Consider the following 22734-nt stretch of genomic DNA (forward strand, 5'->3'; position numbering starts at 1 on the left):
AATGCGTATTTTAAGCGGTGGTTTACTGCTCTGGATGATAACGCCGCCAGTACTGGGCGACACCGGCGTCAACGATCAGCAAAAGACCCAGGCAATGACCGTCAATGCGACGGTGGTAAAAGGCTGCATCCTGGGTAGCGGCAGCAGCGACGTCACCACTTTTGGCAACCTCAGCTTTGGTCAGGTCTCTTCGTTAGCCAGCAATATCAGCATCGTTTCCAGCTCCGGAGCCGGTTCCGTACTGTTTCGCTGTAATCCAGGCCTGAGCGTCACGCTGGCGCTTGGCATCGGCAACAACGTCACCGGCTCCCTCTCCGCCGGACGCAAACTAAAAAACACCCTGACCCCAGAAACCCTGATTTATCAACTCTATCAGGACAGTAACTATTCCACCATTTGGGGCGATGGCACCAACGGCGGCAGCACTGAGATCGTTGCTGCCACCGGTAGCACCCAGGAAATAAAAGTTTATGCCCGTTTGTTCTCGACCAGTACCCTGCCCACCAGTGGCACTTACAGCGATACGGTCTTACTGACGGTCACTTATTAGTATTTTGAAATAAGGATTTAGCCATGCGTATACCCTTCCGACTGCCATTGACGGCAGCGCTGCTGATTGTCGGCCAACAACAGGCGCTTGCCGCCGCCTCGATCCTGATTTGGCCCATTGATCCGGTAATTGAAGATCAACAGCCCGCAACGGCGCTGTGGCTGGAAAACCGCGACTCAAAACCCGTCTATATGCAAGTTCGCGTACTCGGCTGGAAGCAAACCGCCGGCAAAGACGATTACAGCAACCAGAGCGAAGTGATCGCCAGCCCGCCGGTTGCCTCTATTGCCCCTGGCAAACGCCAACTGATCCGGCTGGTTAAGCAAACCCCGCCGCCTGCCGGCCAGGAGCGTGCATACCGTATTCTGATTGATGAAGTCCCGGTGAAAGATTCTGGCAACCCATCCGCACCCGATGGTGCACAAATGGGATTGAAATTCCAGATGCGCTATTCGGTACCGCTGTTTGTCAGCGGCAAGGGTGTCTGGACCAAGCAGGATTCAGAGAAGCCGCGCGATTATGCCACCGCCAGCCAACCACAACTCAGCTACCGCCTGTTGCAGCAAAGCAGCCAGCGCTGGCTGGAGGTACGCAACCAGGGCATCGTCCACGCGCGCATATCCAAAGTGACGATGCAAGGGAAGACGCTCAATGCCGGCCTGATGGGTTACGTGTTGCCCGGATCGCAGATGCGCTTTGCCGTACCGGCCTCTGGCAGCTTCAGCAGCGGTCAACTGCAGGCCACGGTCAACGACAATAAACGGCCAATAACCCTGCCTGCTTACTGAGTGTCAGGTGCCGTTAACCAGGATACCCTCACCCAGGCGTAACGGGTTCGGGCTGAAGCCGTTAGCCTTCGCCGTACTCTGCGCAGTGGCCACGCCGTGGCCACCGTACGCCTGCGCCGATGATTTACCGCCCCCGCCCAGCGCCATCAGCATGCCGGATACCACCTTGTATCTGGAGCCGGTGGTCAATGGTCGTCAGACCGGAAAGGTGGTACCGGTCAACTACCGAGGCGGCCACTATTACCTCACGCCGCAACAATTGCTCGATGCAGGCCTGCCGGTCGCGGATAAACAGGCGAAAGAAATTGCGGTCGACCAATTGGAGAAGGTTGACGTCACCTACAGCGGCGACACCCAGCAGTTGATGATCAACGTCCCCAACGACTGGTTACCCAATCAGAAATTCAACGCTCAAAACCCGTTGGATCGGCTGCCGGCACAAAGCAGCCTCGGTCTATTGTTCAATTATGATATTTATGCCAGTCAAAGCAGCGCTAGCGGCCAGCCAGGCTACCTTTCCGCCTGGAGTGAACAGCGGATGTTCGACGGCTTTGGCGTGGTATCCAACACCGGCATTTTCCGCGGCAGCTTTAACAACGGTGCCAACACCAGTGATCAGGGCAACCGCTATATCCGCTACGACAGCCAGTGGCGCTATAACGATGATGAACGTCTGCTCAGCTATACCGCCGGCGACCTCGCCACCGGTGCCCTGACCTGGAGCAGCTCGGTGCGTATCGGCGGCGTCCAGCTGGCACGTAATTTTGCCTCACGCCCGGATCTGATTACCTATCCGCTGCCGCAGTTTTCCGGCCAGGCAGCGCTGCCCAGCAGCGTCGATCTGTATATCAACAGCTATAAAAACAGCAGCACCAGCGTTAACCCTGGCCCTTTCACCCTCAATACCGTGCCCTACATTAACGGCGCCGGGCAGGCCACGGTAGTGACTACCGATGCGCTGGGCCGACAAGTCAGCACCGTGGTGCCATTTTATGTCGCCAGTAATCTGTTGCAGGCCGGCATGAGCGATTTCAGCCTGTCCAGCGGAGCGCTACGGCGCAATTATGGTATTAATTCAGCCGATTATGGACAATGGGTGGCCAGTGGCAGTGGGCGTTACGGCGTCACGGATTGGTTAACTTTGGAAGGTCGCGCCGAAGGTGCCGCAGAGTTGGCAGTGGGCGGCGCAGGGGCCAATATTCGGGTTGGTCAGTGGGGGGTATTTAATGCCTCTTACAGCTACAGTCAGGCCGGCGACAATGCCTTTAACGATTATCAACCTTCGCAGCAGCGCAACTACTACGATCCGCTGACCGGTCAACCCATCCCTCAGCCCGACACGCAGCCGGTCTATCAATACAGCACCAACCATGGCGATCAGAGCAGCATCGGCTACACCTACAGCAATCGCTATTACAGCCTGAATGCCCAGCGCATCCTGCGCAGTGCGGGTTTTGGCGATATTTCGGTGTATAAAAGCGACTATCGCCTGAGCCGCCGTACCGATCAACTGACCGGCAGTATTGGTCTGAACCGATTCGGTAGCATCGGTGCCGGCTATTTCGATGTACGCGATGCCATTGGCCTGCGTACTCGCCTGGTTAACTTCTCTTACAGCATTTCACTGTGGCGCAATACCAGCCTGTATGCGTCAGTGAACCGCGAAATCGGCAGCAGCGGCTACAGCGCCCAGCTGCAACTGTCTATCCCCTTCGACAGTTGGGGTACCGCCAGCGTCAGCGCCTCACGTGACAATGAAAACCGCTGGAACCAACGCGTCAGCTACAGCCGCGCCGCGCCGACCGATGGCGGTTTGGGCTGGAACCTGGCCTATGCCGATGGACAAAGCAGCGAAAGCTATACCCAGGCCGACATCACCTGGCGCACCCGCCTGCTCGAAGCCCGCGGGGGGATGTACGGCAACAGCGATGATTACACCCGCTGGGGCGAAGTGAGCGGTTCACTGGTGGCGATGCAAGGCGATCTGTACGCCACCAACACCATCAACGATGCTTTTGCTCTGATCTCTACCGACGGCTACCCGGACATTCCGGTACGCTATGAAAATCAGTTAATTGGCGTGACCAACGCCAAAGGCTATTTGCTGGTGCCGACCGTCACCTCCTATTACCACGCCAAATTCCAGATCGATCCGCTCAATCTGCCGGCAGACGTGGCGGTTCCCAGCGTGGAGAAAACCGTGGCTGTCCGCGATCACAGCGGTTTCCTGGTCGATTTTCCTGTCCAGCAAATCTCCGCCGCCGACATAAAACTGGTCGACACACAAGGGAAACCGCTGGCCAACGGCAGCGAAGTCGCGGTTATAGGTACCAACCAGCAAAGCTATGTCGGCTGGGATGGCATGGTCTATGTGGATCCGGTGCAACAGCAAAACCGCCTGAGCGTCATTCCGGCCGACGGCAGCGCCCCCTGTCAGGCGCAGTTTAGCCTGACCAAAACCCAGGGGATCCAAAGCATCGGGCCCATTGTTTGCCAGTAATTCATGATGGAGAAGAATATGATTAGTGGTTCCAAAGCGTTATTACTGGCGCTGCTGCTGCTCATCGGCCGACAAGCGCTGGCCGACTGCACCACCGCCAACGGCAGCGTCACCTTGCCAGGCAGCAGTACTTTCGCGGTTTATAATGGCTCGCTCAGCGCGCAGGGCACTGCCGGACTCAACTGCAGCGGCCTTGGCCTGTCATTGCTGACGCAAAATACCGTGACGGTGAAGATTAACTCCACCACGCACAATATGGCGCTGGCTAATACCGACGGTTCCGGCGATACCATTCCCTATCTGATTTACCCCGATGCGAATTACCAATATCCCTATAGCGTCGGCCAAACCATCGATTACAGTTCATTGAACCTGTTGACGCTGATCCTTATCTCCCCAAACGTCAACTTTCCGCTGTATATCAAGACCACCGCCGGGGCTAACGTCCGCTCCGGTACCTATACCGATACCGTCAATCTGGTATGGAACTACCATATTTGCGGCCTGGGCTTGATTGGGCTGTGCATCTGGTGGGATGGCACCAATAAACCCAGTACCGTGACAATTAGCCTGACGCTCACCAAAGACTGCCTGTTTGGCACCGCGCAAAACGTCAACTTTGGCAGCATGGCGCTGGTCGGGCAGTTTAACCCGGTGAACCAGAGCATCACCCTCACCTGCACCAAAACCGAGGGTTACAACACCTACTTTACCGACGGCAATAACCCGGTGACCGGCTGGCGACGCATGAAAAGCGGCACCAGTAACTATATGCAGTACCAAATTTACCTGCCCAACAGCACCACGGTGTGGAACAGCACCAACAAGCAAGCCGGGTCTGGTACCGGGTTAGCACAAAGCATTCCTTACCTGGCGCAAATCAACGCTGCGCAAACCGAAGTACCGGTAGGTACCTATCAGGACAACATCAGTTTTGTGGTGGAGTATTAAGCCCGGCCGGTAGCCACGGATCGTTAATGTTGCCAGCCTGTATTTTTTATGTGGCATTTTTTGCTCATTTGACTATGCTGATGAAGACGGCCTCAACTGGTCACACCTCATACCAGCAGATCAAACAAGGAGTTCCAATGGGCAAAAACGTGGTAAAAATAGGCAGTTTCGAGGTCGACGATGCGCATTTGTCCTCCTCGCCCGAGCAGGCCAGTACGCTGGCGATCCCTTGCAAGTCGGATCCCGATCTGTGCATGCAGTTAGACGGTTGGGATGAGCACACCAGCATCCCGGCGATACTCGATGGCAAGCAATCGCTGCTGTATAAACAACATTACGATCGGCAAAGCGATGCCTGGGTGATGCGATTGGAATGAACGACGACAAACTGAAGAACGCGCGGTGTCCCCTCAGGAGCACGGCGCGTTTTTTTATGTGATAGCAATACCACGGCCGGCGAAGAATCGACCAAAGCTGCTCAGCGGCAAAGTTACCTGTTGGCGCGTAGCCGGGCTGTCACCGGAAGGATTGTGAAAAGTCACACCGTCCCCCTCAACCGCGGTAACCAGCACCAGATGGCCGCCCCGCTGCGGTGGCGTTTGCTCGGGCCGGCGAATGCCGGGATGTACCGAGGCGATAAAATAACGCCGTTGCGCCAGTAACTGTGGCAACGTTGCTACCTCAACACCGACCCGCACCTCGGCCTCCAGGGCAAATTGCTCACGCACATAGTCGACAAATGGCGCGTAGATCAGCCCCTTGATACGCTCACCTTCCCGCACGTAAGCGCCGTACGGCAGACTGCGGCGAGCCAGTTCCAGCAGCGACGGCGCATCCCCATCGCGATGGGTCAGCACCATTTTCAGGCAGGCCATGCCACAGACGTGATTGGCCCACTCGATATATTCCGCCCGATCGCGTGCGCCACTGAGCGCCCAGTTGACATCGTCCGCCAGCGTCGCTCGACCGGCAATCAGCGCAGCGGCCAGTTCGGGCGTCGCCCATTGACAGACGTAAGGGACAGAGGAGGTCAAATCAGAAAGTCTCTGCCACTTTGAAATTCATCAGTACCAGCGTCATATCCGGTGAGAACAGCTCATATTCTTCAAAGAAGCTTTGCAGCTCTTTACGCCAGTAGGCCAGGGAACGGTCACCCTCACCTTCGGCAAAAGCATGGGCCTCATCAACCTGATCGTAGGTTTTCATTTCAACCGACGTCAGCTCTACCGCACACACCGGCTCGCCTTTACCATCAACCACCACAAATACATCACCGGCCAGCGGGATGCCTTCACCGTCAAGATTGGCGCAGGTGGCCGTCTTGGTACCGTTGAGGATCAGTTTGACTACCTCATCGGCCTGTTGCTCGGTGTTGCCAAACGCCCAACGTTCGGTGTTTTCGTATTTCTTCGGAATTTCGTTCGCCATTGCCATACCTTTATTGAATGAATCATTGTGCAGACAGAATAGTACAACGTATTCCCCGCTGCCTGCACCTGCCGAATTCACCCTCAATCTTCTAATCCCACAGCTTTACAGGCTATTTACGGTAAATCCCTGTGCCTGCACCTGGACAACAGGCATACTGTGGACGCAATTCACTCCATGGCTATCGACCAGGTGGCAAAATGAAGCATGACGACCAAAATTCCGATGACACTTTCAGCGCATTGTTAAAGGTGCTGGCAGTAGTGGTAATTGCTATCTTTATTATCGCCGTCTGGTATTTCAGCTGATCGGCAAAACAGGAGGCCACATTGGCAACCAAACGCATGCGTACCAAGCACTGGAAGATGTTTTTGATACTGTTGCTGATCTGTCTCGCTCTGCTGTTATTGCGCTGGGCGGCGATAGTCTTTGGCTAATGGCAGGGAGCAAAACAGATGGCAAAACGAAACGGCAACGGGGTACAGATCGCCTTACTGCTGCTGGCGCTGGTGATTTTGGTCTGCGGTATATTGATGATCACCACCGAGCTGGGTCATCAGGTACTCGAAGAGATAGACGATATTCTCGAGTAATGCCAGTGCGGCCGGACACTGGCTCACACCACCTTATCCACGTTCCCGTGCCGCGGGTTGTTTGCTTTCCGGCTCCAACAGCTCGCGCAAATAGGCAATCCGCGCCTCCCCTTGCGGCAACCACAGGCGAAACAGCCAATGTGGCACTTCTGCCGGCTGGCTCCGGCGGTGGTACACAGCCAGTTGTTCAATCAGTTTCATCATTCACCCTCCACAGTATCGACACTGTCAGTATTGGGTGAAAAAACCAGAAGAAATACTGATGGCTTATTTTTTATGCTTCCTGATTTAACATTGTGCGATCGGTACGGTGGCGAACCCCAGGCTCAACTGTTACATTGACCAAAAATCACCCAGCCGAGGTAAACGATGATGTTCTCGGAGCAGGAGATAAAACCCGTGTGGGATGAAGTGGCTCGCTTGATCGGCGACAGCGTGATGCAGTTACGCCATCGTGGCGAGGTTTTATCAGTAGAAACGTTGGCGAAACACCTGGCACAGCAACTGGCCGATTGTCACGATATTGAACGCCGGATCCTGATTGGTGCCGCGATCAACATGCTGAAAGATGGAAAATGAATCGCCAACCTAAAAGGTTGGCGATTCAGCAGAAGCCCGAGGTATGCAAGCCCGGCCTTCTGTACGTAATTATGTCAGGCTAACATGACGGAATTAATAGGAATTGTCGGGTTTTCCTCAAAATACCGAATTTTTATTGCTATCTGGCCTCAGGCCAGCACGAAATCACTGGTTTCCAGCGGCTGACCCACCACTTTCACCAGAAAATCGCTAGCGTCAAACCCACCGCCCAGATTGATGGCTAAATCGCTGACGTGCGCCTGCGCGTCGTAGCTCAGCATTGCCTCACCCGCCTTGCCGCTGAACTGACTGACAAATTCGATGCCATTATTGCTGCCGGTGTTAAACAGCGACAGATCAATTTTATCCTCACCACTGACAAAATCGACGATCCAGTCCGGCGCATCAGCGCGTGACTCGTTGGCAGCGAAATAAACGAAGGTGTCTTTGCCCCCATTCCCAAACAGATGATCCGACTCGCCGCCACCGTACAATATGTCGTCCCCGGCGCCGCCCAGCAAAATGTTATTGGTGTGGTTACCGATCAGCACATCGTTTCCGGCACCGCCAAACGCGTTTTCGATAGTCACGCCGGCAGCAATAGAAACGTTGCCCTTCAGCCCCCCCACGTCGGAGAAAGATTGCTCGTTGAGGTTAATACGCTGATTTTGGCTAAAGCCGGAGAAATCGAAGGTATCGGTGCCACCGGCATCCCAGGCGCTAAACACGATTTTGTCCTGAGCGCCGGTGGCGGTGAGGAAATCGCGATCGGTGTTGGAGTTAAAACCGTAGGTCGTATCCCCGCTGCGGGTGGTCATGTTGGCGCCATAGAAATGCTGGATGGCCGTAATGTCATTTAACAAGGGAGCGGAAGAGTAAGCGCCCTGAAAATCCTGGCCCGTGCTGTTTTCGCTGAAATAGCTCATCACGCTGTGGGCGCGACTGTCCTCAAAGTAGGTCGCGTCCTTGTTGTAAGTGATACTTACCCCCGGGGCGGCATTGTAATCCCCAGGGTGCTGCAACCCCAGCGCATGACCAATTTCATGGGTTAACGTCTGACGGCCATATTCGTTTTCGTTAATCAGGTTATTGGCGAACACATTACTTTTGGCGTTATACCAGGTCTGCCCCGCCACCGAGGCAGAAGTATCCGGGTTATAAGCGAAAGCATAAGAACCACGCGAGCTAACATCGAACAGGCCAAATTTAATATTGGCGCTTTGGGTATCGCTGGTTTCGGTAAAGGTGAGATTGGCAACATCTGACCAGGATTGCAGTGAGAGTTTCGCCTGCTCGCGCTGCTGCTGATTAAAGCTGCTGAACCCACTAATCGCCATGCTCGACATATTGCCCGGTGCCTGTTCCCAAAAGCTGTAACTCAGGTTAACCGCGGTGTCAGTCACGCCTTTGTCGTGCCAGCTCCGGTCGCCGCGGATCAGTTCCAGCCCGGCATTCTCAAAGCTTTTTGAGGGATGAATCACATTCAGCAACGGATCGCTATCGGGTTTATAAGCGCCCTGCAGGGCCAATACGCTGATAGCTTCAGCGGAGGCGTTAGCCGATTGATTACTTGATGACATACCTGTATCTCCATATTTGTCATTTCAGTGTGCCGAAGGCGTCACTGACGGATGGCCTTAACGGCCGTGGTCCGGTGCTGGATAAATACGGGGATATCGGTAATGCGGCTGGCGCCCTCCATGAGCACTCTTAATGAGAACGATAATCCCTTAAATAAAAGAATAGCCACTTTTGATTAAAATACAGAATTATCTGATAAAAAATAATCTCGTCGATTTCAAACCTGTTTGAGTGCTTATTATTAGTCAGTAGCAAAATAAAAAACCGGGGCCATTCGCCCCGGTATCCATAATTTAATCTGGCCTCAGATTAACCAACCCAACAATAGCGTGGCACCAATCACGGTGGAGGCACCGCCGATGCGCGTGGCGATTTGCGCGAACGGCATCAAGCCCATACGGTTGGACGCGGAAAGGATCGCCACGTCACCGGTCCCGCCTAACCCACTGTGGCAACAGGTGACGATGGCCGCTTCAACCGGGTACATTTTCAGGTAAGGTGCAATCAGGAAGCTCACCAGCCCCATCGACAGCACCACCGAACCGCAGACCACCACATAGCCTACCGAGAACACCGCCACCACGCTTTCCAGCGGTACGTACAGCATGCCCAGGCCAATCATCAGCGGCCACACCAGCGCGGTTGAAACAAACTTATAAAAACTGTGCGCACCGGTTTCCATTGAGGTTGGGATCACCCGGCAATATTTGCACAGTACCGCAAACAGAATCATCAGCACCGGGCCGGGAATATGGACGATGTGTTCAAACAACCCGCCGACAATAAAGAAGGCGCAAATCACCAGCAGCCCGCCGCCCATCAGCTGGAAATCAACGTTGCCAGTGCTTTCCTTGATGGCAAACACCGCGTTGTCCTGCGCCGACCGGATCAACATACCGTCACCGCTCAGTGCCTTGCGCTTCATCCCCAGGCGGGCCAATACGCCAGCCGCCACAATGGCGAAGATATTGCCCAGCACCGCCGCCGGTGCCAGCTGCGCTACGTACACATCCGGCGTAGAACCAAGGATCGCTGAATAGGCCAGCGACAGCGGCAGTATGCCCTCGCCGATACCGCCACCGATAATCGGCACAATGATAAAGAAGAAGGTGTGATAGAAGGTGAAACCAAACAGCTTGCCCACCAGCAACCCGGTCACCACCGCCGTTACCGTGCCGACCACCAAAGGCACGAACATGCGGATCATGCCCTGGATCAGGATAACCCGGTTCATGCCGAGAATGCTGCCGACCACCAGGCTGGCGATAACAAAATACAGCAGGTTGGCGTCTTTCATCAGCAGATGGACGGTACCCATCACGTTCGGCTGGAAGAAATTAAAATAGACCAGCACCGAAGGCACCATCAGACACAGGATGGCCGGGCCACCGATATCACGCAGCACCGGAATGCTTTTGCCCAAATGCGCCAATGCGAAACCCAGCGTCATAATTACCGCCAGGCCACCAATCATATTCTTGGGTAAAAAATTGGCATAAGCCGACACGGTGACAATGGCACAAATAGTGATAAACAACGCCACCGGCACGGCACCGATATTCATTTGTCGGATTTGATTAATCACCCCTGATGAATCAGGCGACAACGCCTCTTTATCACAGGCCATTTCTGCATTTATCTGTTTCATTGTTCACCCTGCTGACAAGTGTTCAGTATGGAGCGGATCATCCAATAATTTATGAAATCATTTAAACGGTTAAAGATTTCACCATCATAAATACGGTTGGATATTTTATTATTGATATTAAATGAAAATAGTAGACAGCCATGACGATATGATAAAAAATAAAAACACCAAACTAAATTCCGCCTTATTAATCCAATATTGTGAGCTCCCGCCGATGTTGGCTTTAATTAATTATCGTCAGCGTTTTGTAATTAAAATAATCAGGTTTGAATTCACTGCTATGCTATAGATGGAAGTAAAAATCCGTGCGTTTATTAATGAGAACCGGAACGGTAATTAGCTGAATCCGGTCAGCTGTACCCGAACCTGCTTCTGTACGCGGCACCGTGCAGAAAACAGGCAATAATATATGCCCCATGGCTTTCAGATTGTCGCCGCCAGCGCGACAGGCCGAAAGTCTGCAGGCATAGAACTAATAAGGAAGTAGGATATGTCTTCAATCGCGATTACCCCACAAACACTGGCCCGTTACGGCATCCATCAGGCTACCGACATCGTCCATAACCCAAGCTACGAGCAACTGTTTACCGAGGAAACCCGTGCCGACCTGCCGGCACTGGAACGCGGTACGCTGACCCGCCTGGGTGCGGTCAACGTCGATACCGGTGAATTCACCGGCCGTTCACCGAAAGATAAATACATCGTGCGTGACGACACCACGCGCGATACCGTCTGGTGGTCCGATAACGGCACCGGTAAAAACGACAACCAACCGCTATCGCCAGAAGTCTGGCAGCATCTGAAAACGCTGGTGGGTAACCAACTTTCCGGCAAGCGTCTGTTTGTGGTGGACGCCTTCTGCGGTGCCAATGCCGACACCCGCCTGAAGGTGCGTTTCATCACCGAGGTGGCCTGGCAGGCGCACTTTGTCAAAAACATGTTTATCCGCCCGACGGATGAAGAATTGCAGAATTTCGAACCGGACTTCGTGGTGATGAACGGGGCCAAATGCACCAACCCGGACTGGCAACAGCAAGGGTTGCATTCAGAGAATTTCGTTGCCTTTAACCTCACCGAGCGTATTCAGCTGATCGGCGGCACCTGGTACGGCGGCGAAATGAAGAAAGGCCTGTTCTCGATCATGAACTACCTGCTGCCGTTACAGGGTATCGCTTCGATGCACTGTTCGGCCAACGTCGGCGAACAGGGTGATGTGGCGGTGTTCTTTGGCCTGTCCGGTACCGGTAAAACCACCCTGTCCACCGATCCCAAGCGTCAGTTGATCGGCGATGACGAACACGGCTGGGACCATGACGGCGTGTTCAACTTTGAAGGCGGCTGCTACGCCAAAACCATCAAGCTGTCGCCACAGGCCGAACCTGAGATCTATCAGGCTATCCGTCGCAATGCACTGTTAGAAAACGTGCAGGTGCTGGCCGATGGCAGCATCGATTTCGATGACGCCGGCAAGACTGAAAACACCCGTGTTTCCTACCCGATTGAGCATATCGATAACATCGTCAAGCCCGTGTCAAAAGCAGGCCATGCGAAGAAAATCATCTTCCTGACCGCCGATGCTTTCGGGGTGCTGCCACCGGTATCACGCCTGACGCCAGAACAGACTCAGTACCACTTCCTGTCTGGCTTTACCGCCAAGCTGGCCGGTACCGAGCGCGGTATCACCACGCCAACCCCAACCTTCTCCGCCTGTTTCGGCGCCGCGTTCCTGACGCTGCACCCGACGCAGTACGCCGAAGTGCTGGTGAAACGTATGGAAGCCGCCGGCGCGCAAGCCTATCTGGTGAATACCGGCTGGAACGGCAGCGGCAAACGTATTTCCATTAAGGACACGCGCGGCATCATCGACGCTATTTTGAACGGTGAGATTGAACACGCCGAGACCTTCACCCTGCCGATCTTTGGCCTGGAAGTCCCGACCGCGCTGCCGGGAGTTGACCCTTCCATTCTCGACCCACGTAAAACTTACGCGGACGAATCGCTGTGGCAAGAGAAAGCCCAGGATCTGGCGCAGCGCTTTATCGATAACTTTGCCAAATACACCGTGACGCCCGCCGGCGAAAAGCTGGTCAGCGCCGGTCCCAAGCTTTAAGGCTGCAAAGGCACAATGGTATCTTTAGACGTCTGACAAAGCTTGTTATTAGGGAGAGCGTGCCGGAGGGGTCGTAGCAGCCTTGGCTGCCGGAGCGCCCCTCGGTGCGCTAGGCCCGAGTATCTCGTTCTAAAAGACAATTTAGCCATCAACCTCAAGGGGCCCGTCGGCCCCTTTTTTACGCCAGTTGCTGATCCAGATTGATCAGCGCCTGCGCCAGCACCCTGGCTCCGTCGGCCAACTGCTGTTCGGTAATCGACTCCTCTGGGCAATGGCTACGCCCGTTCAGACAGGGAATAAACACCATCCCCACCGGCCCGGTGGGCGCCATATACACCGCGTCATGCCCGGCACCGCTCGGTAGCCGACGGCTGGCCAACCCAAGCGATTGCGCCGCAGCGTCGATCGCCTGCATCACCCTTTCCGCGCAGGCCGTGGGCCGTGCCCGGCTGACATGCTGCAACTGCGCCTGTAACCCCAGACTCTGCAAACGTGGCAAACAGGTTTCCAGCAGCAATTCGGGGAAGCTGTCCAGTACCTGCTGGCTGTCGCTGCGCACCTCAAGCATCAATTCCACCCGGCCCGGTACCGCGTTGGGCACATTGGGCGTCATGGCAATCCGCCCCACGGTCGCCACCACATAATGCGGATTACCACTCTGCTGCGACGCTGCCGCATACGCCTGTTCGATCACCTGCGCCGCCCCCACCAGTGCATCGCGACGAATATCCATTGGCGTGGTGCCGGAGTGATCCGGCTGGCCAATCACCGTCACCAGCACCCGACGAATGCCGACAATGTGCGTCACCACGCCAATCGGCAATTGCTGACGCTCCAGCACCGGCCCCTGTTCGATATGCAACTCAACGTAAGCGGCGGTGCCGCCGGGCAAGCGCAGTGGCTGGTTCAGTTTTTCCGGCTGGGCGCCAATTCGCGTCATCGCCTGCGCCAGCGTTTCACCCTGCGAGTTCTTCGCCGCCAGCATGCCACTGTCCAACTCCCCACTCAGTGCCCGGCTGCCAACACAGGAAATACCGTAATCGCTGGGTTCCTCGGACAGAAAATCGATCACCTCAAACGGATGCTGCAAACTGATCGCCTGCTGATGCAGGCCATGGGCGATCTCGATGCCCGCCAGCACGCCGATAATGCCGTCATAGCGGCCGCCGCCGACCACGGTATCGCAATGCGAACCGGTAACAATAGGTGCCAAATCCTGGCGCAGCCCGGCGCGACGGCCGATCAGATTGCCCCCCTCGTCCAGCGTTACCGTCAGCCCGGCCTGCTTCATTTGCTCTGCCAGCCACAGACGCGCTTCGCTGAATAACGGCGTAAACGCACGACGCGTCCAGGGCACCTCCGGCAGTGTCATCTGCGCCAGATGATTAACCCTGGCCCACAAACGCTCACTATTGATTAATTCGGTCATTGGCCTTCCCCTTGAGCGGCATGCGGGCGCAAAAACTGGCCGGCACCCGGCGAATTAACAATCTGGCCGTTGGCGAATACCGCCTGGCCGCGACAATAGGTGGTTTCCACCCGTACGCTGAATTCCATCCCCTCAAAGGCGCTCCACTTCACCGCCGACAGGCTATTGGCCGGATCAAAGCGGTAATGTTCAGGCTTCAAAATAACGAAGTCGGCATCCATGCCGATATCAAAGCCCCCCTTGCGATCGTCGAGCAAAAAATGACGTGCCGGATTGCGGCACAGCAGTTGCACCACGGTGGTCGGTGCGATGCCATGCTGCTCGCACCCGGTCCACAGGGCCGGTAACAATGTCTCCAGCCCCGGTCCGCCGGAGGCATTTTTAAACACGTTGGCGTCCCCTTTGCGTTCCAGCCCCCAGCTGACGTGGTCGGAAGAAACAAAAGTGCAGTTACCCTGCGCAATATGACTCCACAACAATTCGGTTTCCGCTTTCGGGCGGATCGGTGGGTAATGCTTGGTCTTGGCACCAAACTGGTACGTGTGCTGTTCGTGGTTCAGCATCAGATACTGCACGCAGGTCTCAATGCTGACCGGATAGCCGGCTTGCTGATACATGCGGTACAACTCAAAACCGCGCGAGGTGGAAACGTGAACCGCATGGGCACGCGCACCGCTTTCTGCCCCCATCTCATAGATCAGCGCCGTTGCCAGATTCTCGATCAACGGCGTGTGGGCCCGCATAAAGGCGTCCCAACCGGTGTCACCTGCTTCGGTCATCCGTTGGATATTCTTGCGCGTCAGTTCCTGCATCTGGTTGTGTACCGCGCAGGCCAGCCCGGTCGGGGCGATCAACTGAAAAGCGTGCATCAGGTCGTCTTCATCTACCCGCGGGAAACGGCCGGGCGTCGCTTCAAAGGTAGAAAACTTGAAGGCGCAGACCCCGCCCTCGATCAAACCCGCCGCGGCATCAAAGCCGTAGGTCGAATTCAGGGTGCCGAACAACGCCACGTCAACATGGCAGTCACGCTCTACCTCGGCGATTTTGGCCTCCAGCAGGGCGCGGCAAGCCACCGGCTGCGGATCGTCATATGGCATATCGACCATTACCGTAATGCCGCCCGCCGCTGCCGCACGCGATGCCCAGCCCAGACCTTCCTGATTAGCCTGGCTACCCGAATGCACCTGCCCATCAATCACCCCCGGCAGGATCCACTTGCCATCGGCATCGAGCACCTGTGCCGCCTCGGGTGCCGGTCCGCTGCCGCTGCCAATGATTTTGCCGCCGGCGATCGCCAGCCAGCCGTCAGGGGTCACCCGCTCGGCATCCACCAGGTTGCCCTTGACCACCAGCTCTGGCCGTTGACTCAAATTCATAACGCCTCCCCTCTTTTTAATTCGTCCGACAATTGCATAAACATGCACGCTTCTCAGCTTTTCAATCGGCCGATTGTGCCGATACCAGGGCCAGTGTAGGGTGAGGCTGTCTATTCTGTCTTATGCTTGTTTATCACTCATGCATAACAAAATGTTAACCATGTGGAGGGCGCGTGCGTTTAAACCTCAAGCAAATCGAAGTGTTCCGAGCCATCATGCTGACCGGTTCCATCAGCGGCGCCGCCAAACTGCTGCATGTGTCGCAGCCCGCGGTATCAAGGTTGATCGCCTATACCGAGCAACGGTTAGGCCTGACCCTGTTTGAACGTATCAAGGGGCGGCTGTACCCAACGCCCGAGGCCCGCCATCTGTTTGTCGAGGTCAACTCGGTGTATCAGGGAGTACAGCGGGTTAACGAAGTGGCAGAAGATTTGATCCAAAACCGTATGGGCCACCTGCGCATCGCCTGCAGTCCAAGCCTGGGCCAGGGCCTGATCCCGAGCGCCATCGCCAGGTTCCACGCACAGTTGCCCGAGGCGCGGGTGATTTTGCACACCATGATCCCGGACGTGTTGCTGCAGGCGGTACTGACGCAGCAGGTCGAGCTGGGCGTGGCCTTTCTGCATGAAGGCCATCCGAATGTGCATTCGCGCCAGCTATACGAAAACCGGTTGGTGGTGGCGCTGCCTGCCACTCACCCGCTGACCGCCAAAAACGTGATTAGCATCGAAGATTTGATCGACCAGCCCTTTATTGGCTATGGCTCCGAGATCCCGATTGGCCAATTGGTGCGCAAGCTGCTGGATGACGCCGATATGATCCTGCGCCCTACCGTCGAGGTACAGCAGATCCACGTAGCCTGTGCGCTGGTGCAGGCCGGTGTGGGCATCGCGCTGATCGACGAAATCACCGCCAACGGGCCGGTATGGACCAACGTGGTTTTCCGGCCGATAGAACCCACCGCCAAAACCCCCATCAGCATCGTGCATGGTATGTACGAGCCCCTGTCACGCCTGGCCCAGGCGTTTATCGCCACCCTGGAGTCGGTGCAGATCCACTGGTCGCGCTAAGCGGTTTTGCCCCTCTCAATGACGCGGCTATCCAGCGTGATGGCGGTTGAATTCAATCCCCCACCAAATTGGTTAACATTTTGTTATACGTAGGTGATAAAAAGTAATGCGACATTTTGCCTGACCGCCCCCTAGTATCGAATTCCGGTAGCGCTGCCATTCACAGATTATTCATTTAAGCGCAATCTCACCGATACTTTCAGGAGCACAGACCATGGGGCGTGTTTTAACACTTAATGATGTGGAGGCCGCGGTAAAAGGCGGTTCGGTATTTGCCTGCGGCGGGGGCGGTTGGGTAGCCCACGGCCTGGAGCTGGGACAATTGGCGGTCACCATCGGCCGCCCGGAGCTGGTCAGCCTCGACGAATTGGCCGATGACGCCTGGGTAGCCACCGCGGCGGCGATTGGTGCCCCCGGCGGTTTGACCGACTGGCAGATGCTCGGCGTCGACTACGTCAAGGCGGTGCAACTGGTGCAGCAACAGCTGGGCGCCCCAATAGCCGGGCTGATGATCGGCCAGAACGGTATGTCCAGCACCCTCAACGGCTGGCTGCCTGCCGCCGTGCTCGGTTGTAAGGTGATTGATGCGGTCGGCGATCTGCGCGCCCATCCGACCGGCGATATGGGCTCCATCGGCCTGGCCTCCAGCCCGCAGCCGATGATCCAGGCCGCCGTCGGCGGCAACCGAGCCAATAATGCCTATATCGAGCTGGTGGTGAAAGGCGCCACGGCCAAAGTGTCACCGGTGCTGCGCAAGGCGGCCGACATGTCCGGCGGCTTTATCGCCAGTTGCCGCAACCCGATCCCGGCCGCTTATGTGCGCCAACACGCGGCTCTGGGGGGCATCAGCCAGGCGATCTCATTGGGCGAAAGTATTCTGGCCGCGCGGGGCAACGGCGTGGTTGATGCCATCTGCCGTCATACCGGTGGCCAGATTATTGGCAGTGGCGTAGTCACAACCAACAGCCTGCGTTATACCGAGGAGGCGTTTGACGTCGGCATCGTGACCCTCGGTCGGGGTAATGACCTGCGTCGTATCCACATCATGAACGAACACATGGCGGTAGAAGATGCGCACGGTGAGCGTATCGCCAGCTACCCGGACGTGATCACCACGCTCGACAGCGCCGGTAACCCAATCAGCGCCGGGCAATTGAAGCCAGGCCTGGAAGTGATGATTTTCCATATGCATCACTCTCAGTTCCCCCTCTCGTCGTCGGTCACCGATCCGGCAGTCTATCCCCCGGTGGAGAAAACCCTGGGTATCGATTTGCGCAGTTACCTGCCAGCAGGAGATGCCGCATGAAAAAAACCTTTGAGGTGACCTCTGGCAACACGCTGCGCTGCCTTGGCTGGCGCCAAGAGGCGCTGCTGCGCCTGCTGGAAAACGTGCTGGCGGTCGGTGAAAATCCGGATGATCTGGTGGTGTACGCCGCGTTGGGCCGTGCAGCGCGCGACTGGCCGTCACACGATGCCATCGTTCACGCGTTAAAAACCATGCGTGAAGACCAGACCCTGCTGGTGCAGTCCGGCAAGCCGATTGGCCTGCTGCAAACCCACGCCAACGCCCCGCTGGTGATCATGGCCAACTGCAATATGGTCGGCCATTGGGCGAAGGCGGAAAACTTCTACCGCTGGGAAAAAGAGAACCTGATCTGCTGGGGCGGTCTGACCGCCGGAGACTGGCAATATATCGGTTCACAGGGGGTGATCCAGGGCACTTATGAAATCTTCTCGCGCATTGCCGAACGGTATTTCGACAACGAACTGCGCGGGCGTTTTATTCTTACCGCCGGTCTGGGTGGTATGGGTGGCGCTCAGCCGCTGGCAGGCACCCTGGCCAACGCGGCAATTCTGACCATCGAGGTCAATCAGGCCAGCATCGACAAACGGCTGAAAAACGGATTTTTGCAGCACCAGGCGGCCAATCTCGACCAGGCACTGATGATGATAGCCGGCGCGCAACAGCGTAAAGAAGCCCTTTCGGTCGCGTTGCTGGGTAACGCCGCCGAAGTCTACCCGGCCATCCTGGCGCGCGGCGTGATCCCGGACATCGTGACCGACCAGACCGCGGCGCATGACCTGGTGTACGGCTATGTCCCCGCCGGTTACAGCCCGGAACAGGTGGCCAAACAGCGCGAGGAAGATATCCATGCGCTGATGGACGCCAGCCGTCGCTCCATCGTTCAGCATGTACAGGCGATGATCGGCTTTATGGACCACGGGGCAGTGGTGTTCGACAACGGCAATCTGATCCGCACCCACGCCCATCAGGGTAGCGTTGAGCGCGCCTTCGAGATCCCGATTTTCACCGAAGCCTTTCTGCGGCCGCTGTTCTGCCGCGCCATCGGCCCGTTCCGCTGGATCGCCCTGTCCAACAACAGCAACGATATTGGCGTCATCGATGACTACTTGCTCGAGCGCTTTGCCGACAACCGTATCGTCAGCAACTGGATCACCCTGGCGCGTCAGCATGTGCCCTTTGAAGGCTTACCGGCGCGCATCGCCTGGCTCGGCCACGGTGAACGCACCGAGCTGGCGCTGGAAGTCAACCGCATGGTGGCGGACGGCCGCCTGTCCGGCCCGATAGCCTTTACCCGCGATCACCTCGACGCCGGGGCGATGACCCACCCGAATATCATGACCGAAAAAATGAAAGACGGCTCCGATGCGATCGCCGACTGGCCGCTGCTCAACGCGCTGGTCAACTGCGCCTCAATGGCCGACCTGGTGGCGATCCACTCCGGCGGCGGCGGTTACAGCGGCTATATGACCAGCTCCGGCGTCACGACCATCGCCGATGGCAGTGACGCTGCAGCACAACGTCTGCAACTGTCGATGACCAATGACACCACCACCGGCGTGATGCGTTACGCCGATGCCGGTTATCAGGAATCACTGGATGAGATCGCTGACAAATCCTTGCCGTATATCTCACTGCCCCGCGGAGAATAATAATGATCAATAAAAGCACGCTTCCGCCCATCGCCCCCCTGCTGGTCGCCGATGCCGCCACACCGCGTAAAAACAGCGGCCGCAAGGCGATTGCCGCAGCCTCCATCGGCAACGCGCTGGAATGGTATGACTTCTCGGTGTACGCCTTCTTCGCGGTGTATATCGCGCAGAACTTCTTCCATCAGAACGATGCGGGCACCCAGCTGTTTGAAGCCTTCCTGGCCTTCGGTCTCAGTTTTGTTATTCGTCCGCTTGGCGCATTGGTGATCGGCGCTTACGGTGACCGGGTCGGCCGCAAGGCGGCTCTGACGTTGACCATCATGACCATGGCAGTCGGCACTGCAATCATTGCCTTTGCACCGCCGTACAGTGCCATCGGCATCGGTGCGCCGCTGCTGATCCTGTGTGGCCGGGTGTTGCAGGGCTTTTCCGCCGGTGGCGAAGTGGGCGGCGCGGCCGCATTTTTGATCGAGCACGCCCCCGCCCATCAAAAAGGCCAATACGCTTCATGGCTGCAGGCCAGCATGGGGATATCCAATATCCTCGGCGCGCTGGTGGCAACCGCGGTTACGCTGACGCTCAGCCACGAACAAATCGGTGACTGGGGCTGGCGTATTCCGTTCATCATCGGCCTGTCGATCGCACCGATTGGCCTGTGGATGCGGAAAACGCTGGAAGAAACGCCGCTGTTTGCCGAAGAGCAGGCGCGCCAGCAGCGGGAACCCCGCGTGCCGGAAATGCCGCTGCGCTTGCTGTTCCGTACCCATCGCCGCGCGGTGCTGCTCGGTACCGGGCTGTCGATTCTGTGGGCGGTAAGCATCTATGCACTGATCATCTATATGCCGATTTATGTTCAGCGAGTGATGCACTTTGAAAGCCACCAGGCGTTTCTGGCGGCGCTGATCGGCAACTGCTTTATGGTGGTGTGCTGCGTGGCGGCCGGGGCCTGGTCTGACCGTATTGGCACCCTGAAAATCCTGCAGGTCGGGGCACTGCTGTTACTGGTGGCCAGCTACCCGCTGTTGTTGTTGCTCGATGCCTACCACACCACCGCAATGCTGATCCTGGTGCAGACACTGTTTTGCATCCTGGTGTCACTGTTCGTCGGCGTGGCACCGGCGGCACTGTCCGATCTGTTCCCTACCCAGGTGCGGGCCAGCGGCATGTCGGTGTCCTACAACCTGGCGGTGACGGTGTTCGGCGGCTTTGCCCCGGCGATCCTCACCTGGCTGACCCAGAATACCGGCACCCGTTTTGCCCCTGCCTGGTACGTGATGATCGCCAGCCTGCTGGCCTTGGTCACCCTGTATTTGATCGCCCGTCACCCGGTGCGGCAGCCCTGAACACAACACAATAACGACATCATAATAATCAATAAAAAGGGTTCACTTATCATGCCAGGAAAACTCGCCTTATCGCTGCTGGCCGCGCTGACGCTCGGTTACAGCCAGCTTGGATTGGCCACCGTCACGCTCGACGGCCACTCCATTACCCCGCAGATGATCGCCAACGTCGCCGATGGCGAAGCGGTGGCCGTCGCCCCTGCCGCCATCAAGCGCGTGACATTGTCACATAAGGTGCTGATCGAGGCGGCACAGAACGGTTTGAAAATTTATGGACTGACGGTCGGCGTCGGGTTGAACAAGGATCGGCCCATGGTCGACGTGCATGGCAAGCTGACGCAGGAAGTGATCGACGCATCGAAAAAATTTAACGTCGGTCTGCTGCATGCCCATTCCGGCGGCATCGGTGAACCCATGAGCATCCGCGTGGCACGGGCCACCCTGGTCACCCGGCTTAATGGTCTGCTAAACGGGGGCGGGGGCGTTCAACCGGCGATTGTCGACACCTATGTCGCCTTTCTCAACAAAGGGATTACCCCGGTGATCCCGGCGGACGGTTCGGTGGGTGAAGGCGATATCACGGTGATCAGCCACATCGGGCTGGCGATGCTCGGCGAGGGCGAGGTCTATTATCAGGGCAGCAAAGTGGCCGCCAGTGCGGCGCTGCAGAGCAGCCAAACGCCGGCTATTACGCCCTATGCCAAGGACGCACTGGCGATCCTCAGTTCCAATGCCTATTCCGCCGCCAGTGGCGCACTGGCGCTGGATTCACTGGCCCATCTGATGCAGGTCAATACCCTGACCTATGCCCTGAGTTTGCAGGCGCTAAACGGCAACGTATCGCCGTTTCTGGCCAATACCCTGGCGCTACGTCCCTATCCGGAAGTGGCGGCGATGGGCAAAAACCTGCGTGAACTGTTGGCCGGTTCCAGCCTGTGGCAGCACGACGACAGCCGCCCGCTGCAGGATCCGCTCAGCTTCCGCTCCGGCGTCTATCTGCTGGCGGAACTTCAGCGTAGCTACCGGCAGGCCTACGATCAATTACTGGTGCAGTTAAACAGTTCCGACGACAACCCGGGGGTGGCGCTGAACGTCACGGCACCGTCACAGCGTCCGCAGGAGGCGGTCGGCTACGTGAGTGAAGGCAACCTGCAGGGCGCAGTGCTGCCAAGCGCTAACTTTGAGCCACTGCCGTGGGTGCTGGCCTTCGAACAGTTGGGACTGGCACTGGCGCACAACTCGCTGGCCAGCGCCCAACAGGTGGTCAAACTGAATAACCCGGCGTTTACCGGCCTGAGCCGCTTCCTTGGCACCGCACGCACCGTGCATGCCTTTGGCGCGATGGAAAAGCCGGTGATGATGCTGGCAATGCGCAATAAAGAGCTGGCGATGCCGGTGTCGCTCGATTACTTCCCGGTGGCCGGCGATATCGAAGACATTGCCACTAACGCCCCGTCGGTGGTTGAGCGCGTTCAACAGCAGGTGGATAACGCCTATCAACTGCTGGGGATCCTGCTGGTGCACGACGCCCAGGCGGTGAGCCTGCGCCAGCAGCGGCACAACGGTTTTACGCTCTCCGCGCCGACAGCGGCACTTTACACGGCGCTACGCCAACGGGTGCCGTTTATCGAAATCGATCGCCCACTGGCACCCGACTTCGCCGCCGCAGAGCAGGTGCTGCGCCAATACGGCAGGTAATCCCCAACTTTTTATCTCCCTTCCTGAACTCAGGGTGCCCCATGGCACCCTGTTTTTTTATCCAAATAAACAAAACTCATACCTCGTTAATCATTTTCCGGCAGACACCGGCAGCCACAGTCCCTAACGTGGTAA

General features: G+C 56.8%; 22 protein-coding genes. 14 read left to right on the plus strand and 8 right to left on the minus strand.

Features of this window, described 5'->3' with window-relative positions:
- The first annotated feature begins 1 nt into the window (after window position 1).
- Together OCH02_RS07490 and OCH02_RS07495 are read left to right on the plus strand one after the other, a co-directional pair.
- Window positions 2–550, plus strand: coding sequence for a spore coat U domain-containing protein (locus tag OCH02_RS07490; RefSeq protein WP_261430613.1), 549 nt, complete (start codon window positions 2–4; stop codon window positions 548–550).
- 23 nt (window positions 551–573) lie between these two features.
- Entirely contained in the window at window positions 574–1338 is a 765-nt protein-coding gene (locus tag OCH02_RS07495) for a molecular chaperone (RefSeq protein ID WP_261430614.1), read from the plus strand.
- A 3-nt stretch (window positions 1339–1341) separates the two neighbouring features.
- Here the strand turns inward: OCH02_RS07495 and OCH02_RS07500 are convergent, their stop codons facing one another.
- Window positions 1342–1491, minus strand: a complete 150-nt coding sequence (locus OCH02_RS07500; RefSeq protein ID WP_261430615.1) for a hypothetical protein — start codon at window positions 1489–1491, stop codon at window positions 1342–1344.
- Between OCH02_RS07500 and OCH02_RS07505 the strand changes: the two genes are divergently transcribed.
- From OCH02_RS07505 to OCH02_RS07515, 3 genes are all read left to right on the plus strand, one after another.
- Window positions 1490–3838, plus strand: a complete 2349-nt coding sequence (locus OCH02_RS07505) for a fimbria/pilus outer membrane usher protein (RefSeq protein WP_261430616.1) — start codon at window positions 1490–1492, stop codon at window positions 3836–3838. The genes OCH02_RS07500 and OCH02_RS07505 overlap by 2 nt on opposite strands.
- Window positions 3839–3856: 18 nt before the next feature.
- On the plus strand, window positions 3857–4789 hold the full coding sequence (locus OCH02_RS07510) for a spore coat protein U domain-containing protein (RefSeq protein ID WP_261430617.1): 933 nt from the start codon (window positions 3857–3859) through the stop codon (window positions 4787–4789).
- A gap of 137 nt (window positions 4790–4926) precedes the next feature.
- Window positions 4927–5166, plus strand: a complete 240-nt coding sequence (locus OCH02_RS07515) for a YebV family protein (RefSeq protein WP_261430618.1) — start codon at window positions 4927–4929, stop codon at window positions 5164–5166.
- A 54-nt stretch (window positions 5167–5220) separates the two neighbouring features.
- Here the strand turns inward: OCH02_RS07515 and OCH02_RS07520 are convergent, their stop codons facing one another.
- Together OCH02_RS07520 and OCH02_RS07525 are read right to left on the minus strand one after the other, a co-directional pair.
- Entirely contained in the window at window positions 5221–5823 is a 603-nt protein-coding gene (locus OCH02_RS07520; protein WP_261430619.1) for a C39 family peptidase, read from the minus strand.
- A 1-nt stretch (window position 5824) separates the two neighbouring features.
- Window positions 5825–6217, minus strand: coding sequence for an ASCH domain-containing protein (locus tag OCH02_RS07525; protein ID WP_261430620.1), 393 nt, complete (start codon window positions 6215–6217; stop codon window positions 5825–5827).
- A gap of 329 nt (window positions 6218–6546) precedes the next feature.
- Here OCH02_RS07525 and yniD point away from each other — a divergent pair, with 329 nt between their 5' ends.
- Together yniD and OCH02_RS07535 are read left to right on the plus strand one after the other, a co-directional pair.
- The gene (yniD, locus tag OCH02_RS07530) at window positions 6547–6654 is read left to right on the plus strand and encodes a small membrane protein YniD (protein ID WP_012144841.1); all 108 of its coding nucleotides are present in this window, start codon (window positions 6547–6549) and stop codon (window positions 6652–6654) included.
- A gap of 18 nt (window positions 6655–6672) precedes the next feature.
- Window positions 6673–6810: a hypothetical protein gene (locus tag OCH02_RS07535; protein WP_261430621.1), complete on the plus strand. Its 138-nt coding sequence runs from the start codon at window positions 6673–6675 to the stop codon at window positions 6808–6810.
- Between the two features lie 33 nt (window positions 6811–6843).
- Here the strand turns inward: OCH02_RS07535 and OCH02_RS07540 are convergent, their stop codons facing one another.
- Window positions 6844–7014, minus strand: coding sequence for a hypothetical protein (locus tag OCH02_RS07540; protein ID WP_261430826.1), 171 nt, complete (start codon window positions 7012–7014; stop codon window positions 6844–6846).
- A 165-nt stretch (window positions 7015–7179) separates the two neighbouring features.
- Here OCH02_RS07540 and OCH02_RS07545 point away from each other — a divergent pair, with 165 nt between their 5' ends.
- Entirely contained in the window at window positions 7180–7389 is a 210-nt protein-coding gene (locus OCH02_RS07545) for a hypothetical protein (protein WP_085116409.1), read from the plus strand.
- Between the two features lie 149 nt (window positions 7390–7538).
- On the opposite strand, the gene OCH02_RS07550 is transcribed toward OCH02_RS07545, so the two are convergent.
- Both OCH02_RS07550 and OCH02_RS07555 read right to left on the minus strand, forming a co-directional pair.
- The gene (locus OCH02_RS07550) at window positions 7539–8969 is read right to left on the minus strand and encodes a serralysin family metalloprotease (protein WP_261430622.1); all 1431 of its coding nucleotides are present in this window, start codon (window positions 8967–8969) and stop codon (window positions 7539–7541) included.
- Window positions 8970–9274: 305 nt separating this feature from the next.
- Window positions 9275–10618 carry a 2-hydroxycarboxylate transporter family protein gene (locus tag OCH02_RS07555; RefSeq protein ID WP_261430623.1) on the minus strand — a complete coding sequence of 448 codons (1344 nt, stop codon included), beginning with the start codon at window positions 10616–10618 and terminating at the stop codon, window positions 9275–9277.
- 490 nt (window positions 10619–11108) lie between these two features.
- Here OCH02_RS07555 and pckA point away from each other — a divergent pair, with 490 nt between their 5' ends.
- The gene (gene pckA / locus OCH02_RS07560; protein WP_261430624.1) at window positions 11109–12728 is read left to right on the plus strand and encodes a phosphoenolpyruvate carboxykinase (ATP); all 1620 of its coding nucleotides are present in this window, start codon (window positions 11109–11111) and stop codon (window positions 12726–12728) included.
- A 178-nt stretch (window positions 12729–12906) separates the two neighbouring features.
- On the opposite strand, the gene OCH02_RS07565 is transcribed toward pckA, so the two are convergent.
- Complete coding sequence (locus tag OCH02_RS07565) at window positions 12907–14157, minus strand: Zn-dependent hydrolase (protein WP_261430625.1); 1251 nt, start codon at window positions 14155–14157, stop codon at window positions 12907–12909.
- Complete coding sequence (locus OCH02_RS07570; protein ID WP_261430626.1) at window positions 14154–15533, minus strand: dihydroorotase; 1380 nt, start codon at window positions 15531–15533, stop codon at window positions 14154–14156. The genes OCH02_RS07565 and OCH02_RS07570 overlap by 4 nt, the downstream gene beginning before the upstream one ends.
- 173 nt (window positions 15534–15706) lie before the next feature.
- Here OCH02_RS07570 and OCH02_RS07575 point away from each other — a divergent pair, with 173 nt between their 5' ends.
- From OCH02_RS07575 to hutH, 5 genes are all read left to right on the plus strand, one after another.
- On the plus strand, window positions 15707–16603 hold the full coding sequence (locus tag OCH02_RS07575; RefSeq protein ID WP_261430627.1) for a LysR family transcriptional regulator: 897 nt from the start codon (window positions 15707–15709) through the stop codon (window positions 16601–16603).
- Window positions 16604–16817: 214 nt separating this feature from the next.
- On the plus strand, window positions 16818–17909 hold the full coding sequence (locus OCH02_RS07580; RefSeq protein ID WP_261430628.1) for a DUF917 domain-containing protein: 1092 nt from the start codon (window positions 16818–16820) through the stop codon (window positions 17907–17909).
- Window positions 17906–19558 carry a urocanate hydratase gene (locus OCH02_RS07585; protein ID WP_261430629.1) on the plus strand — a complete coding sequence of 551 codons (1653 nt, stop codon included), beginning with the start codon at window positions 17906–17908 and terminating at the stop codon, window positions 19556–19558. Before OCH02_RS07580 ends, OCH02_RS07585 begins: the two co-directional genes overlap by 4 nt.
- A gap of 2 nt (window positions 19559–19560) precedes the next feature.
- Window positions 19561–20901: an MFS transporter gene (locus OCH02_RS07590; protein ID WP_261430630.1), complete on the plus strand. Its 1341-nt coding sequence runs from the start codon at window positions 19561–19563 to the stop codon at window positions 20899–20901.
- Window positions 20902–20952: 51 nt separating this feature from the next.
- Window positions 20953–22599: a histidine ammonia-lyase gene (gene hutH, locus OCH02_RS07595; protein WP_261430631.1), complete on the plus strand. Its 1647-nt coding sequence runs from the start codon at window positions 20953–20955 to the stop codon at window positions 22597–22599.
- Window positions 22600–22734: the final 135 nt, after the last annotated feature.

It is taken from the genome of Serratia quinivorans (genome assembly GCF_946227985.1).
GTDB classification, from domain to species: domain Bacteria; phylum Pseudomonadota; class Gammaproteobacteria; order Enterobacterales; family Enterobacteriaceae; genus Serratia; species Serratia quinivorans_A.

Bases quoted from the DNA above. Each gene is read 5' to 3' on its own strand.
- OCH02_RS07490 (WP_261430613.1), top strand. From the start codon at position 2: ATGCGTATTTTAAGCGGTGGTTTACTGCTCTGGATGATAACGCCGCCA.
- OCH02_RS07495 (WP_261430614.1), top strand. From the start codon at position 574: ATGCGTATACCCTTCCGACTGCCATTGACGGCAGCGCTGCTGATTGTC.
- OCH02_RS07505 (WP_261430616.1), top strand. From the start codon at position 1,490: ATGCCGGATACCACCTTGTATCTGGAGCCGGTGGTCAATGGTCGTCAG.
- OCH02_RS07500 (WP_261430615.1), bottom strand. From the start codon at position 1,491: ATGCTGATGGCGCTGGGCGGGGGCGGTAAATCATCGGCGCAGGCGTAC.
- OCH02_RS07510 (WP_261430617.1), top strand. From the start codon at position 3,857: ATGATTAGTGGTTCCAAAGCGTTATTACTGGCGCTGCTGCTGCTCATC.
- OCH02_RS07515 (WP_261430618.1), top strand. From the start codon at position 4,927: ATGGGCAAAAACGTGGTAAAAATAGGCAGTTTCGAGGTCGACGATGCG.
- OCH02_RS07525 (WP_261430620.1), bottom strand. From the start codon at position 6,217: ATGGCGAACGAAATTCCGAAGAAATACGAAAACACCGAACGTTGGGCG.
- OCH02_RS07535 (WP_261430621.1), top strand. From the start codon at position 6,673: ATGGCAAAACGAAACGGCAACGGGGTACAGATCGCCTTACTGCTGCTG.
- OCH02_RS07540 (WP_261430826.1), bottom strand. From the start codon at position 7,014: ATGATGAAACTGATTGAACAACTGGCTGTGTACCACCGCCGGAGCCAG.
- OCH02_RS07545 (WP_085116409.1), top strand. From the start codon at position 7,180: ATGATGTTCTCGGAGCAGGAGATAAAACCCGTGTGGGATGAAGTGGCT.
- OCH02_RS07550 (WP_261430622.1), bottom strand. From the start codon at position 8,969: ATGTCATCAAGTAATCAATCGGCTAACGCCTCCGCTGAAGCTATCAGC.
- OCH02_RS07555 (WP_261430623.1), bottom strand. From the start codon at position 10,618: ATGAAACAGATAAATGCAGAAATGGCCTGTGATAAAGAGGCGTTGTCG.
- pckA (WP_261430624.1), top strand. From the start codon at position 11,109: ATGTCTTCAATCGCGATTACCCCACAAACACTGGCCCGTTACGGCATC.
- OCH02_RS07565 (WP_261430625.1), bottom strand. From the start codon at position 14,157: ATGACCGAATTAATCAATAGTGAGCGTTTGTGGGCCAGGGTTAATCAT.
- OCH02_RS07570 (WP_261430626.1), bottom strand. From the start codon at position 15,533: ATGAATTTGAGTCAACGGCCAGAGCTGGTGGTCAAGGGCAACCTGGTG.
- OCH02_RS07580 (WP_261430628.1), top strand. From the start codon at position 16,818: ATGGGGCGTGTTTTAACACTTAATGATGTGGAGGCCGCGGTAAAAGGC.
- OCH02_RS07585 (WP_261430629.1), top strand. From the start codon at position 17,906: ATGAAAAAAACCTTTGAGGTGACCTCTGGCAACACGCTGCGCTGCCTT.
- OCH02_RS07590 (WP_261430630.1), top strand. From the start codon at position 19,561: ATGATCAATAAAAGCACGCTTCCGCCCATCGCCCCCCTGCTGGTCGCC.
- hutH (WP_261430631.1), top strand. From the start codon at position 20,953: ATGCCAGGAAAACTCGCCTTATCGCTGCTGGCCGCGCTGACGCTCGGT.